This window comes from Sphingomonas sp. Leaf407 (genome assembly GCF_001425385.1).
Classification (GTDB): Bacteria; Pseudomonadota; Alphaproteobacteria; order Sphingomonadales; family Sphingomonadaceae; genus Sphingomonas.
On sequence record NZ_LMQO01000004.1, the window covers coordinates 76,355 to 91,717 of the forward strand.

A 15,363-nucleotide genomic window follows, 5' to 3' on the forward strand; every position below is an offset into this window, starting at 1 on the left:
ACCGCTATCATCCCCGGCGATCGAGCGATCGTCAACCTGCCATATGCCGTCCGTGGTTTGGCATCCGCCCGTGATATTGTAAGACCAATGACCACGCCATCCCAAGCGAACGCGACCTTGCCCAACCGGCGGTGATAGCGCTAACGATCGGCCTGACCACCGGCGATGGCGGCGATCAGGAGAGACGATGACCAGAATGACTTGGGCGGCGACCATGTCCGCCGCGATGCTCGCGTCGTGTACCACCACGGCCCCGACCCCGCCCGTGACGGCCAGTGCCGCCGCCCCCGCCGCCCGGTCCGATCCGGCGCGCTATCTGTCGCAGCCGCTGGTCAGCGAAATCTACACCGCCGACCCCTCGGCACATGTGTGGAACGGCAAGATCTACGTCTATCCCAGCCACGACATCGACGGGCCGACCCCCGAGGACGATCTGGGCGCGCATTTCGAGATGCGTGACTATCGCGTGATGAGCATGGACCGCGTCGGCGGACCGGTCACGCTGCATCCGGTCGCGCTCGACGTGACGCAGGTGCCATGGGCCGCCAGCCAGATGTGGGCGCCCGATGCCGCGAAGAAGGGCGATACCTATTATCTCTATTTCCCGGCCAAGGACCGGCAGGGCGCGTTCCGCATCGGCGTCGCCACCTCGAAATCGCCGACCGGCCCGTTCGTGCCCAACCCCCAGCCGATCAAGGGCAGCTTCTCGATCGATCCGGCGGTGTTCACCGACGACGACGGTCGCAGCTATATGTATTTCGGCGGAATCTGGGGCGGACAGTTGCAGCGCAACACCACCGGCACCTACGACCCGAACGGCTCCAAGACCGACCTGATGGCCGACGACAAGCCGGCCCTCATGCCCAAGGTCGCCGCGCTCGACGGCAGCATGACCGAATTCGCCGAGGCCCCGCGCGACGTCGTGATCCTCGATCCGCAGGGCAAGCCGCTGCTCGGCGGCGATCACGACCGGCGTTTCTTCGAAGCGTCGTGGATGCACAAATATAACGGCAAATATTATTTCAGCTATTCCACCGGCGATACGCATTACATCAACTATGCGATCGGCACCTCGCCCTACGGACCGTTCACCTATACCGGCCGCATCCTCGATCCGGTCGAGGGCTGGACGACGCATCATTCGATCGTGAAGGCGAACGGCAAATGGTGGCTGTTCTATGCCGATACGCAATTGTCGGGACAGACGCGGCTGCGCAACGTCAAGGTGACGGAACTGACCTATAATCCCGACGGCACGATCGTGACGATCGACCCGATGCGCCGTCGCTGACCCGGCCGGCTGCCGCCCGGTTTCGGCCGGGCGGCACGCCAGACCGGTTGCGGCAAGACGATTCATACAATTGGTCTAGCCAGTTGACGCAACCCATCTGATAGCGCTACCACCTTTCCATCAGACCGCGAATCCGCGGCGTCATTGGGGAGAGGTTTCATGGCCACCACGGGTTTGTTGCGTCGCGCGGGTTCGGTCTCGATGCTGTTGCTGGGCACCACCGCCTGGCCGGTGCTGGCGCAGACCACCACCCCGCCGACCGCCACCGTCGTCACCGAAACCACCGCCGCCGAGGCGCAGGCACAGGATGGTGCCGGCGCGACCCAGCCGACCGCGATCGATTCGACCGCGCAGGCCCCGGCCGACCCGTCCACCACCGGCAATGACGACATCGTCGTTACCGGCTACCGCGCGTCGCTGACCAGCCAGACGAACGCCAAGCGCAATTCGATCGGCTTCACCGACACGATCTTCGCCGAGGACATCGGCAAGTTCCCCGACACCAACATCGCCGAATCGGTCAACCGCATCCCCGGCGTGACCATCAGCCGCGAAGTGACCGGCGAAGGCGCCAACGTCGCGATCCGCGGCCTTGGCACCAACTTCACCCGCGTGCTGCTGAACGGCGCGCCGGCGGCGATCGCCTCGGTCCGCTTCGATGCGCAGAGCACGAATCGCGAAGTCGATCTCGACCTGATCCCGACCGAGTTGTTCACGCAGTTGACCGTCAGCAAGTCGCCGACCGCCAGCCAGATCGAAGGGGGTGCCGCCGGCACCGTCAACCTGCGTTCGGCACGGCCGTTCGACAATCCCAAGCCCTATATCAGCTATGGCCTTCAGGGTTCGAAGGTCAGCACCGCCGACAAATGGGGCTATCGCGGCCATGTGCTGGCCAGCGCGACCTTCGGCGACTTCGGCATTCTCGTCGGCGGCGCGGCGGTCAAGAACCAGTTCCGCGTCGACGGGTTCGAGACGGTCGGCTGGACCAACCCCAATCTGACCGCCGCACAGAGCAGCTCGGCGACCCGCAACGCGACCGGCGGCGGCAACTTCACCATTCCGACGACCGTCCCCGCCAATGCCGGCAACGGCCTGATCGCCGGTACGGTGATCGATCAGGCGTTCCTGCTGCGCAACAATCCGGGTGCGACGATCGACCAGATCGACAACGGCATCCTGCCGCGCCTCGGCCGGCCGCGCACTGAAATCGGCGAACGCACCCGCTACAACGGCCTCGTCAGCCTCGAATGGCGGCCAAGCGACGCACTGCACTTCTATGTCGATGGCATGTACGCCAAGCGCGATACCGAATTCACCCGCACCGCGATGAACTGGGCGGTGCGCAACGGCGCGGCGATCCCGCTCAACACCACCTATGACAAGACCGACTGTTCGGCCGGTTGCACCGTCACCGGTGGCACCTATGCCAATGCGCAGTTCTTCCTCGAATATCGCCCCTACAAGGACACGCAGGACTATTGGGGCGTGAACCCCGGTGCCGAGTTCGTCGTCAACGATTTCATCAAGGGCGACCTGCAGGCCAACTACACGCAGAGCAACTTCCGCCGCGAAAGCCCGACCTTCCTCGTCATCACCCCGCCGAGCAGCGGAACGACCGTCACCTACAAGAACGACGGCGGCATTCCGTCGATCACCAGCAACGTCGATCTCAACAATCCGGCCAATTTCGGCTGGGCGGGCGGCGGCCGCGTCAACCTGAACGGCGAGGAGCGCAAGACCGAGACGCGCGGCATCCGCGGCAGCCTGTTGTTCGGCGACGAAAAGCGTTTCAGCGTCCGCGTCGGCGGCGCCTATGACGACGTCAGCCGCCGGATCACGCCGTTCGACAACACCATTCCGTGGCAGGCCGCAATCTGTGGCAACAACCCCAGCGTGGTGCTGCCCAGCCCGAACCGCCAGCCGATCTGCGACGGCGCCAACGTGCCCGGCACGGTCGCACCCTCGGGCTATCCGACCTATCCGGCGTACGGCACGGCGGCGACCGTCGGCGGCGCGCCGCTCGTCTATCGCGGGTCGATCATCCCGACGGCGGCGGTCCCCTCCTATCTGCTGCCCGGCGACAATGGCTTCGTCACCGTCGACTGGAACAAGGTGAAGGCGGCGACCGGGTACGACCAGTTGCTCGCCGGCGCGACCGAGACGGGGGCGGGCAGCAGCGGCGCCAACGGCGGCCTGATCCGCGAAAAGGTGACGGGCACCTTCGTCGAGATGAACGGCGTGTTCGACGTGGGCGACGAGGACACCATCCGCCTGAACGGCGGCGTGCGCTATGTCCGTACCGAACAGGTCGTCGGCGGGCGCACCACCGTGCCCAATCCGCTCAACACGCGGAACGGCGTGACCTGCCCGGGCAGCAGCGCCAACAACTTCGCGCTCGACGGGTCGTGCTATGCGCCGATCATCAACTTCACCGAGACGAACCGGCTCTATTCCAACTTCCTGCCCTCGGCGAGCATCGCCTACAACTTCGGGCGCAAGGCGGTGGCGCGCGGCTCGATCTCGCGGACGATGACCCGGCCCGATCCGAACCAGCTCCTGCCCGGCGCCAGCTTCGTCCAGCCCTCGGCCGACGTCGGCACGCTCGGCAACAACGCGCTTAACCCGTATATCTCGGACAATATCGACCTCGGGTTCGAATATTATACCGGCGGCGAAGGCGTGATCGCGGTGGCGGCGTTCCGCAAGTCGATCACCGGCTTCACCATCAACGGCGTCAACACCGTTCCCTTCTCGACGCTCGAACCCTTCGGCATCACCTTCTCGTCGCTGACGCAGGCGCAGCAGCAGGCGCTGATCGATCGCGCCCGCCCCTCGGGCATCGCCCCCGAACAGGTGCTGATCCAGATCCAGCAGCAGGTGAACGCCAACGGCAAGCTGAAGGTCAACGGTCTGGAATTCCAGATCACCCAGCCGCTCGACTTCCTGACGCGCCATATCGGCGTCGAGGGCTTCGGCGTGCAGGGCAACCTGACGCTGATCGACCAGAAGGGTGAAGGCACCGGCGCCCCCGCCGTCGCGCTAGGCGTCGCCCCCACCACCTATACGCTGACCGGCTATTACGAGGGCAACGGCCTGTCGACGCGGCTGACCTACACCTACAACGAAGGGTCGCAGGGTTCGGGGCTGAACCAGAACGGCATCACCAACGGCGCGATCTTCGGCCGCAACTATGGTCAGCTCGACTTCTCGGGCAACGTCGACCTCGGCAAGATCCTCGGCAACGACTATCTGCCGACCGTCGTCGTCAACGTCATCAACATCACCAAGCAGGCGCAGGCGAGCTACTTCCAGTTCCCCAACGCGACCTTCAACGAATATAATCCCGGCCGCACGCTGCTGGTCGGCATCCGCGGCCGCTTCTGATCGGTCCGGTTCAACCCTTCCCTCCCCTGACGTGGTCGGCATCCGTGCCGGCCACGTTTTTTTATGCCGGATGACCGAAACGTCACCATCCGGCCAGCCGGCGGTAGCATCCGGCGCGTCAGATGGTCCGGTGTGGGCGGCAGGGAGCCAGGCGATGCAGAGCACGGCAGAACGAACCAACCGGTCGGATACCCCCCGGACCAGCCACCGCCGGCGCGCCAGGCCGCTCGACGAGCGCATCTGCCACATGATCTGCCCGATCGCCGCGGCGATGGTCGGCGTCTGCCTGACCGGGATCGGGCTGCTTCACGTCACCCTGTCGCTGCACCGCCAGCACAGCTTCGCCGACGACCTGCTCTCGATCGATGCGCTGACGTTCCTGATCGCGACGTTCAGTTCCTATTTCGCGATGCGGACCCAGTCGGCACGGCGGCTCCACCGGCTGGAACGGATTGCCGATGCGACGTTCATCACCGCGATGCTGCTACTGACGGCGGCCTGTTTCATCATCACCTATGTGCTGAACGCCTGACCCGTCCCCGGCCAGCACCGCGCGCAACGCGGCGATACGGACGGCGGTGGCGGGATGGTCGCGATCGAGCCAGTCGATCCGCCCGCGCGACACCGCCTCCAGCAGCGGGATCGCGGCGGCGGGCGCAAAGCCGGCATCGGCCATGATCGCCACCGCCAGCCGGTCCGCCGCCAGTTCCTGCGCGCGCACGTCCACCCGGTCGCGTGCCGCCCGGCGCGCCGCGACATGGCCGAGCAGGATGTGCGCCATCTCGTGCGCCATCGCAAAGGCGAGCGCATCGTCCCGCGACGCAAGCCGCGCGAGGCCGGACGTGACCGCGATATAGCGCCCGTCGGCGCGGGCGTTGACCCCGTCCTCGATCGCGACCGCGAACCGTGCCGCACACCCCGCATCGCCGGCCAGCGTCAGCGACAACGCCTGCCCGTCGCGCCGGATACCGATCGTTACCGGCCCCCGCGCCAGTGCGCCGGCCAGATAGTCGACCATCCGTTCGGTCCGGTCGAACGAAGCCGCCGCGCCGATCGCATCGCGCGCGAAGCCGGTCAGGTCGCCGCCGTCGATCGCGACGATCTCATCCCCCGCCCGCACCCCGGCCCGCGCCGCCGCGCCGTTCGCCACGACCGCGCGGACGCCGAAACCATCACCCAGTCCCAGCGACTTGGCGATTGCGGCACGGTCGCTTTGCGCATATCCGCCGATGTCGTGGAGTATCAGGCCGGACATCTTTTCGGGTACCGCGCAGCGCGCCTGTGCGCCGCGCGCCAGACGATAGCCGATCGTGGCGATGCGGGTTTCCAGTGCCAGATCGTCGTCGACCGGTGACGCTCCGGCCGATGCCGGCATCGCGATCATGCACAGCACGAGCGCGATCCATCGCCACCACGGCGCGAACAATCTGGAACGGATGACCATGGCCCGCAGCGCCTCCTTCGCCGGCGGATCGCACGCCCCGCGTCGATCCGCAAACCTTCCCTATCCGGATACCGGCGGGACGGACGATCGCGCGTGGCGGGGTGAGGTCGTGCCGCTCGTCTATCTCGCCTTCGTCCTGCTGCTGGGTGGTGGCGGCACCTATTATCCGCTGGTCGAAACGGCGATCGAATGGGCCGCGATCGGCGTGATCGGCTGGTCGGCGCTGCGGCTGCGCCATGCCGCGATCGGCCTGTTCGGCAAGGCGTTGCTGGCGCTCGCCGCGCTCGTGCTGCTGCTGCCGCTCGCGCAACTGATCCCGTTGCCGTGGAGCATGTGGAGCACGCTGGGCGGGCAGGAACAGGCCGCCGCCATCTACCGCATCCTCGGCTGGGAAGGCGTATCGCGACCGCTCAGCCTCTCTCCCGATGCCACGCGGGCGACGCTGCTCGCGCAACTGCCGGCGCTGGCCGCGCTGCTGGCGGTGCTGGGGCTGTCATGGACCGCACGGCTCGTTGCGTTGCGTATCGTCGTCGCAATCGCGCTGCTCGGCGTACTCGTCGCCGCGCTCCAGATCGCGGCCGGGCCGGATGCCGCGCCGCTGCTCTACGACACCGCACATCGCGGCTATGGCGTCGGGCTGTTCGTCAACCGCAACCATCAGGCGGTGTTCCTGCTGGTCGCAATGCTGGTATCCACCGTCCCCGGCGTGCTGGTTCCCGATCGGCGCGGCGTGGGCGGCATCGGCCGCCTGCCCTTCCCCGCGCTTCTCGCGATCGTCGCCCTGCTGGCGATGGGCGTGCTGGCCAGCGCGTCGCGGACCGCGCTCCTGCTCCTGCCGCTGGCGCTGGCCGGTGCGCTGCTGCCCTTCGTCCGCCGGGTGCGACGCGGTCGCTGGCTGCCCGCGACGATCGGCGTCGCCATGGTCGCGGCGGTCGCGCTGTGGTTCACCCCGCTGGTGCAGGGCGTCCTCGCCCGCTTCGCGACGGTCGGGGAAGAGGATCGCTACAACTACTGGGACAACAGCCTGTTCGCGCTGCGCCAGTCGCTGCCATGGGGCACGGGCTTCGGCAGTTTCCAGACGGTGTATCCCGTCGTCGAACCGCTCGACCAGATCCAGTTCCTGACCGTGCCGCACGCGCATAGCGACTATCTCGAACTGGCGATGGAGGGGGGCGTGCCCGCGCTGGCGCTGGCGCTGGCCGGACTGGTGCTGGTCGGCCGGGGACTGGTCGCGGCGTTGCGCGCGGACGGGGCCGATGCCACGACCCGGCGCGGCGTGGCGATCGGGGCCACCGGCGGCATCGTCATGCTGCTGGCGGGATCGATCGTCGATTTCCCGCTGCGGATGAGCGCGCTGCTGACCTTGTTCGCGGCACTGGTCGCGCTGCTCGCGCCACCGGCGATCGTGCCGGCACGCCGGCGCAGCGGCATCGCGTGGCGTATCGTCGTCGCGGTCGTCCTGCTGGGCGCTGCATGGCAGGCGCTGGCGCAAGGATTGTCGCAGCAACTGATGCACGGCCGGCAAGGAGCCGCCGCCGCGCAGGTCGCGCCATGGTCCGGCCGGGCATGGGCGATGGTCGCCGCGCAGCACCCGCTTCCCGCACAGGCGGCGGCGGCGGAAGCCGCCGCGCGGCGCGCGTTCGCCACCCGGCCGATGGACGCAGTCGCGGTGCGGGTCGCCGGGCTGGCCGCCATCGCGCGGGGCGATACCGCGACCGGACAGACGCTGCTGCGACAGGCGGCCCAACTCGGCTGGCGCGACGCACCGACGCAATTGTGGCTGGTGCGCGAGGCGATCAACGCCGGCGCGTTCGACTTCGCGCTCGAACGGATCGACGCGCTGCTGCGCCAGCGGCAACTGGCGCCGATCCTCTATGCGCAGATGAGCCGGCTGTTCGATCTGCCCGAGGGCCGCAGAGCGATCGCCCGGCGACTGGCCGAACGCCCCGGCTGGCGACAGGGATTTCTCAACACACTAGCACGCGGCGCCCCCGACCGGGTCGATGCGCTGGCCGCCTTCTATGGCGATCTGGCGCGGGCCGGCGTGCCGGTTCGCACCGACGAGGTCCGGCTGACGCTGTGGCGACTGGCCGAGGCCGGCGACATGGTCGCCGCCGAACGGCTGTGGCGGATGGCGGGCGGCACCGGGCGGATTGGCAACGGCGGGTTCGATGGTCCGGCAGGCGCATTGCCGCCCGCCGCACCGCCGTTCGACTGGCGCGCGCCGCCCGCCGCCGGGGTGCGCGTCGCGATCGGCGAGCCCGACCAGCCGTGGAACGGACAGGCGGTGGAGATCGCCGCCGATGCCGGGTCCGCCGGCACGCCGCTGGCGCAGCGGACCCGGTTGCTGTCCGGCACCTACCGGCTGGGCTTCGTCCTGCGCAGCGACGGTCCGGTCCCCGCGCTCGACTGGATCGTCGCGTGTGGCGACGCGCCGTCGGTCGCGGCGACGCTGGCCGTACCGGTCGCGGATCGTGGCTGGCAACGCTACGCCGGGACCATCCGTCTGCCCGGTCGGTGCGACGATGGCGAACTGCGCGTCCGGCTGGGCGAGACGAACCGGGCGGTGTCGGCGTGGATCGACGACGTGACGCTTGCCCCGACCGGCTGATCGACCGCGCCACACCCACGCGATGCGCATGATCGCGTGGGTTGCGGTATGCGGCCGTCAAAAAGAATGATACGGCCTGCACCGGGGTTTGAGCGGGATGATGGAATGACGCTTGGGGTAGCTTCTCGGCGACGCGCGTCGCTGACGGCGGTACTATGTCTGGTGGTCGGCGCGTGTTCGGGGCCGAACATCGGGCCGAACGTGCGGTCGGGCAGCGCGGCCTATGAGGTGATACCCGCACCGGTCGGTGAACTGACCGCACAGGACTATCGCATCGGGCCGCTCGATTCGGTCGACATCACCGTGTTTCAGGAAGGCGACATCTCCAGCAAGGGCGTCGTCGTCGATGCCTCGGGCGATCTGTCGATGCCGCTGATCGGACGGATTCATGCCGGGGGGCTGACCACGACGCAGCTCGCCGAGGTGATCCGCCAGCGTCTCGGCGCACGCTTCTACGTCAATCCGCAGGTCAGCGTCGTCGTCTCCAGCTCGGTGTCGCAGCGCATCACCGTGCAGGGACAGGTGACCGAACCCGGTATCTACCCGATCCAGGGCGCGACCACGCTGCTCGACGCGATGGCGCTCGCCAAGGGCGAGACCGAGAATGCCGCGCTGAACGAAGTGCTGGTGATCCGCTATGTCGAGGGCAAGCGGATGGCGGCGGTGTTCAACGTTGCCCGCGTCCGTCGCGGCGACGATCCCGATCCGGCGATCCTCGCGCGCGACGTGGTGATCGTCGGCAACAGCAACCTCAAGAAGATCTGGCACGACACGCTGCGCGCCGCGCCGCTGTTCGGCGTCTTCACCCAATTCTGACGCTCGGGAACCAGGACCAGGCGATGATGCAACAGGCGACCGGCGGCTTCGATACCGCCCCCGACCGGACGATCGGTCCGCGCGACACCGGCCGGCACGCAGCCGCGGCCGGCGACGATCCGTCGTTGCTGCCCGATGCGGAGGACGAGGCGGGTTTCGATCCGCGCGCCATCTGGGCGGTGGTCTATCGCAACCGGCTGGTGATGATCCTGATCGTCGCGCTGGCGCTGGTGCTGGGCGTCGTCTCGATCATGGTGACGCCGCGCATCTATCAGGCGCGCTCCAGCGTGCAGATCGACCAGCAGGTCGCCAAGGTGCTCGGCACCGAGGATTCGGAACCGGCCACCGCCGGCGGCGATGCCGACCGGTTCCTCCAGACGCAGGTCGACGTCATCAACAGCCGGGCGATGGCCAAGCGCGTGTCCGACAGCCTCGGGCTGGCGGCGAACGACGCCTTCCTCGAATCGATGGGCGGCCGGGCCAAATTGCCGGTGCCGGGCGAACGTCGCATCGATCAGGTGCTCGACACGCTCCAGAATAATCTGAACGTCGACCTGCGCCGCAATTCGCGCGTGGTCGGTGTCCAGTTCAAGAGCCGCGACCCGGCCCTCGCCGCGCGCATCGCCAACAGCTATGCGAACAATTTCATCGAGAGCAACATCCAGCGCAAGTTCTCGACCTCGGCCTATTCGCGCGAGTTCCTCCAGAATCAGCTCGGGCTGGCCAAGGGGCGGCTGGAAGCTTCGGAACGCTCGCTCATCAACTATGCCCGTTCGGCGCAGTTGATCGACGCCAGCACTGGCGCGCGCCGGACCGGCCAGCCCGATGGTCCGCAGTCGCTGGTGACGGCGAACCTCGTGCAGTTGAACGAAAGCTATGCGACCGCCGCCGCCGCGCGGGTGCAGGCGCAGCAGCGCTACGAACAGGCGCGCGCCACGCCGCTGCTCTCGCTGCCCGACGTCTTGTCGAACCCGGCGGCGCAGGAGATGCTGCAACGCCGCGCCGAACTGAACGGACAGCTCAACCAGCTTCGCGAACGGTTGAAGCCCGATCACCCGACCGTCATCCAGGCGACGGCACAGCTCGACGCGCTCAACGCGCAGTTGAACCAGCTCGCCGGCAGCATCCTCGCGTCGATCCGCAACCAGTATCTGACCGCGCAGCGCCAGCAGGATGCGATCGACCGGCAGGTGTCGGGGCTGAAGAGCGCGACGCTCGCCGAACAGGATCGCGGCGTGCAGTATAATATCTTCAAGCGCGAGGTGGATACCAACCGCCAGCTCTACGAAAGCCTGCTCCAGCGCTTCAAGGAAGTGAGCGCCGAAGCCGGCGTCGCGACCAACAACATCACGCTGGTCGACAGCGCCGAAGCGCCGCGTCGGCCGACCTCGCCGCGCCCGCTCGTCAATATGGCGCTGGCGCTGGTGGCGGGCGTGTTCCTCGCCGGCCTCTATGCCTTCGGGCGCGAGCGGCTGGACGATGCGATCCGCGATCCGCGCGACGTGGAGACGAAGCTGCACCTGCCGCTGCTGGGCGTCGTGCCCGAACAGGAGGAGGGCGATCCGCTGGTCGCGCTGCGCGATACCAAGTCGGAGATCGCCGAGGCCTATTACGCGATCCGCACCTCGCTCGAACTGTCGTCGAACCAGGGGCTGCCGCGCTCGCTGCTCGTCACCAGCAGCCAGATGGCGGAAGGCAAGTCGACCACCTCCTATGCCCTCGCCCGCGATTTCGCCTCGATCGGGCACAAGGTCCTGCTGGTTGATGCCGATCTGCGGCGGCCGTCGCTCCACCGGCTGATGAACATGAGCGCGGCCGACAAGGGCCTGTCGACCGTGCTCGCCCGAATGACCCCGGTCGAGGATGCGGTGGTGTCGACCGATACCGACAATCTGTCGTTCCTGCCCGCCGGCCCGCTGCCGCCCGATCCGGCCAATCTGTTCGCGGGCACCGTGCCGGCCGACCTGCTGGCGAAGCTGGGCGAACGGTACGATCTGATCGTGCTCGACGGGCCGCCGGTGCTGGCGCTGGCCGATGCGACCGCGCTCGCGTCGTCGGCCGCCGCGACGGTCATCATCGCCGAGGCGGGTGGCGCGCATTACGGGCAGGTGCGCAACGCCATCACCCGGCTGGTCCGCGCGCAGGGCCATGTGCTCGGCTGCATCGTCACCAAGTACAACCGTCGCAAGTCGGGCTATGCCGCGACCGGCAATTATTACCGCTACGATTACCGCGCGAAGGAATAGTGCGGACGGTTCAATGGAAATCGCGCGACTTCGGCACCAGCCGGACGTCGCGCGGATGGCGCGCCGCCGGCGGGCGGGCGCCATCGCCGCTGCCGCTCCGGGGCGTCACCGGCCCCTCGCCCAGCGTATCGAGCAGGGCGCTGCCGTCCCACACCCGCGCGCCCATCAGGTGGACGACGCCTTCGGGGCTGCGCTGCACCTCGCCCTCCACCAGCATCAGCCGCGCGCCCATCACCTCGCGGCGATACGCCTCGAACAGTCGCGCCCACAGCACGACGTTGACGATGCCGGTCTCGTCCTCCAGCGTGACGAAGATCGCATTGCCCTTGCCCGGGCGCTGGCGCACCAGCACCAGCCCGGCGGTGGTGCAGCGCGTACCGGCCTTCGCCACCCCCACCTGCGCGCAACTCGCCACCCGTCGCCGCTCCAGCCGCTCGCGCAGGAAGGCGAGCGGATGGCCTTTGAGCGACAGGCGCAGCGTCTGGTAATCGGTCACGACCTGTTCGACCGGCGGCATCGCCGGCAACGCCATCGCCGGTTCGATCCCCAGTTCGGCGGCGCGGGCATGGGCGAACAGCGGCAGTTCGGCATCGGGCGTCCGCCGCGCCTCCCATAATGCCTCGCGCCGGTCGAGCCCGATCGAACGGCACGCATCGGCATCGGCGAGCAGGCGCAGCGCGCGTTGCGGCAGCCCGGCGCGCCGGGCCAGTTCCTCGACCTGCGCGAACGGCCGCGCGGCGACGATCGCCTCGGCCCAATTTGCCCGAAACCCGTCGATCTGGCGAAACCCCAGCCGCAGCGCCTGCCCGCCATCTTCCAGCGTATTGTCCCAGTCGCTCAAGTTCACGTCGATGTCGCGCACCGCCACGCCATGATCGCGCGCATCGCGCACGATCTGCGCCGGAGCATAGAAACCCATCGGCTGCGAATTGAGCAGCGCGCAGGCGAAGGCGGCGGGATGGTGGCATTTGATCCACGACGAGACATAGACCAGCCGCGCGAACGACAGCGCATGGCTTTCGGGAAAGCCGTAACTGCCGAACCCCTCGATCTGACGGAAGCAGCGCGCGGCGAAGTCGGCTTCGTAACCGCGCGCGACCATGCCGTCGATCATCTGCTGGCGAAAGCTGTCGATCGTGCCGACGTTGCGGAACGTCGCCATCGCCCGGCGCAGCCGGTTCGCGTCGGCCGGGGAAAAGGCGGCGGCGGTGATCGCCAGCTTCATCGCCTGTTCCTGAAATAGCGGTACGCCGAACGTCTTGCCGAGCAGGACTTCCAGTTCGCGCGGATCGTGCGGCGGCTTGGGCGAGGGATAGGTGATCGCCTCCCTGCCCGATCGTCGCCGCAAGTAAGGATGGACCATGTCGCCCTCGATCGGCCCCGGCCGGACGATCGCCACCTGCACGCTCAAATCGTAGAGGTTTTTGGGTTTCAGGCGCGGCAGCATGTTGATCTGCGCGCGGCTCTCGACCTGGAACACGCCGATGCTGTCGCCGCGCTCGAGCATGGCATACACTGCGGAATCGTCGGCGGCGAGATCGACGGTCAGGTCATGGTCGCCAAGGTCGTGGGCACGCAGCAGCGCGAACGCCTTGCGGATGCAGGTCAGCATGCCGAGCGCCAGCACGTCGACCTTCATCAGCCCCAGCGCGTCGATATCGTCCTTGTCCCATTCGATGAAGGTCCGCCCCTCCATCGCGCCATTGTGGATCGGCACCATCTCGTCCAGCCGGCCCTGCGTCAGCACGAACCCGCCGACATGCTGCGACAGGTGGCGCGGGAATTTCAGGATCTGGTCGACCAGATCGCGCAGTTGCGCGATCTGCGGATCCTCGACGTCGAAGCCGGCGCTGGTATAGCGGCGCCCCTCCATCTCTCCCGCGAAACTGCCCCACACCGTACTGCCCAGCCGCTGGGTCACGTCGCGCGTCAGGCCGAGCACGCGGCCGACCTCGCCCACCGCGCTGCGCGGACGATAATGGATCACGGTCGCGGCGATCCCGGCGCGCTCGCGGCCGTAGCGTTGATAGATATACTGAATCACCTCCTCGCGGCGTTCATGTTCGAAATCGACATCGATATCGGGTGGCTCGGCGCGTTCCTCTGACACGAAGCGCGAGAACAGCAGGTCGTGGGTGCTGGGATCGACCGAGGTAACGCCGAGCAGGAAGCAGACGATCGAATTGGCGGCCGACCCGCGCCCCTGACACAGGATCGGCGGATCGCACGACCGCGCGAAGCGGACGAGATCGTGGACGGTCAGGAAATAATAGGCGTATTTCTGGGTACGGATCAGCGTGAATTCCTCGTCGAGGCGGCGGCGCACGCTTTCGGGAAAGTCGGTGCCATATCGTTCCTGCGCGGCGGCCAGCACCAGATGTTCGAGCCAGTCCTGTGCCTCCCACCCCGGCGGCACCGGTTCATGGGGATATTCATAGTGGAGGTCGTCGAGCCGGAACTCGATCCGGTCGAGGAAGGCGGTACTTTCCGCCACCGCCTGCGGACAGTCGCGGAACAGCCGCGCCATTTCGGCGGGGCCTTTCAGATGGCGTTCGGCATTGGCGGCAAGGCGACGACCGGCGGCGGCGATCGTCGTGCCCTCGCGGATGCAGGTGAGCACGTCGTGCAGCGGACGCTGGTCGGGTTCGGCGTAGAGCGCGTCGTTGGTGGCGATCAGCGGCACGCCCAGCCGCCCGGCCAGGGCGATCCGTGCCGCCAGCCGCCGCCGGTCGCGCCCGCCGCGCGGCATCGTCGTCGCCAGCCACACCCGGCCGGGACAGGTATCGCGCAACCGGGCGAGCAGCACCGGATCGCCGTGCGTGACGATCAGCAGCAGCCCGTCGTGATACGCCAGCAGATCGGCGAGGCGCAGGTGGCAATCGCCCTTGCGCGCGCGCAGGTTGCCGGTGCTGAGCAGCCGGGTCAGCCGGCCCCATGCGGCACGGTCGACCGGATAGGCGATGATGTCGGGCGTGCCGTCATCGAACACCAGCCGCGCGCCGGAGACGAGACGGAAGTCGGCATCGGCAAGCCCCGCCGCCGCCGTCTTTTCGCGCGCGTGTTTGAGAGCGACATGCGCCTGCACCACGCCGGCCACCGTGTTGCGATCGGCGATGCCGAGCCCCGCCAGCCCGAGCGCGATCGCCTGCCCCACCATGTCGGCGGGATGCGACGCCCCGCGCAGGAAGGAGAAGTTCGTCGCGGCGATCAGTTCGGCATAGGCCATGGCGTCAGCCGGACAGGCCAAAGTTTACAAACTTTACACTAGAGCATGATGCCATGGTTTTGACCCACTGTGACGGAGCCGAATTTGGCTTGTGGCTAGGAGCGAGGAAGGAACGGGGTTTTCTGCCCCCGTGACTGACGAGCGACGACGCCACAGGCCAAATTCGGCCCGCCGCGAAGCGGTTGCCCTGAGCCGCCCGTCGGACGTCGTCACGCCGCTTGCACGGGCCACCAGCCCGCGCCGCGCGTCGCTCCTCGCCGACGAACGGCTCAGGGCAATCACGGTGGGTCAAAACCATGGCATCATGCTCTGGTGGCGATGGTGTGCGTGCAGGCGATGACGTGA

8 protein-coding genes are annotated in these 15,363 nt (G+C 67.8%); 6 read left to right on the forward strand and 2 right to left on the reverse strand.

Translation table 11 applies throughout. The features are described from left to right. The first annotated feature begins 187 nt into the window (after positions 1–187). The 3 genes from ASG37_RS12700 to ASG37_RS12710 all read left to right on the forward strand — a co-directional run bounded on the left by ASG37_RS12700 (position 188) and on the right by ASG37_RS12710 (position 5,207). On the forward strand, positions 188–1,291 hold the full coding sequence (locus ASG37_RS12700; protein ID WP_055760776.1) for a glycoside hydrolase family 43 protein: 1,104 nt from the start codon (positions 188–190) through the stop codon (positions 1,289–1,291). Between the two features lie 159 nt (positions 1,292–1,450). After that, positions 1,451–4,675: a TonB-dependent receptor gene (locus tag ASG37_RS12705; RefSeq protein ID WP_235525237.1), complete on the forward strand. Its 3,225-nt coding sequence runs from the start codon at positions 1,451–1,453 to the stop codon at positions 4,673–4,675. Between the two features lie 154 nt (positions 4,676–4,829). Continuing rightward, a complete protein-coding gene (locus tag ASG37_RS12710; protein ID WP_055760779.1) occupies positions 4,830–5,207 on the forward strand; it encodes a hypothetical protein in 378 nt (125 codons plus the stop codon). On the opposite strand, the gene ASG37_RS12715 is transcribed toward ASG37_RS12710, so the two are convergent. Beyond that, positions 5,160–6,119: a M48 family metalloprotease gene (locus ASG37_RS12715; RefSeq protein WP_082448495.1), complete on the reverse strand. Its 960-nt coding sequence runs from the start codon at positions 6,117–6,119 to the stop codon at positions 5,160–5,162. The two genes, ASG37_RS12710 and ASG37_RS12715, sit on opposite strands and share 48 nt — an antisense overlap. On the opposite strand from ASG37_RS12715, the gene ASG37_RS12720 reads away from it, so the two are divergent. From ASG37_RS12720 to ASG37_RS12730, 3 genes are all read left to right on the forward strand, one after another. Next, the gene (locus ASG37_RS12720) at positions 6,118–8,730 is read left to right on the forward strand and encodes an O-antigen ligase family protein (RefSeq protein WP_162233471.1); all 2,613 of its coding nucleotides are present in this window, start codon (positions 6,118–6,120) and stop codon (positions 8,728–8,730) included. The two genes, ASG37_RS12715 and ASG37_RS12720, sit on opposite strands and share 2 nt — an antisense overlap. Before the next feature lie 105 nt (positions 8,731–8,835). Then, complete coding sequence (locus ASG37_RS12725) at positions 8,836–9,546, forward strand: polysaccharide biosynthesis/export family protein (RefSeq protein WP_162233472.1); 711 nt, start codon at positions 8,836–8,838, stop codon at positions 9,544–9,546. A gap of 23 nt (positions 9,547–9,569) precedes the next feature. Continuing rightward, the gene (locus ASG37_RS12730; protein ID WP_055760793.1) at positions 9,570–11,792 is read left to right on the forward strand and encodes a GumC family protein; all 2,223 of its coding nucleotides are present in this window, start codon (positions 9,570–9,572) and stop codon (positions 11,790–11,792) included. 10 nt (positions 11,793–11,802) lie between these two features. Here ASG37_RS12730 and ASG37_RS12735 read toward each other — a convergent pair whose 3' ends face one another. Continuing rightward, positions 11,803–15,018 (reverse strand): error-prone DNA polymerase, encoded by a 3,216-nt coding sequence (locus ASG37_RS12735; RefSeq protein WP_055760796.1) that lies wholly within the window; start codon positions 15,016–15,018, stop codon positions 11,803–11,805. Between the last annotated feature and the right edge of the window lie 345 nt (positions 15,019–15,363).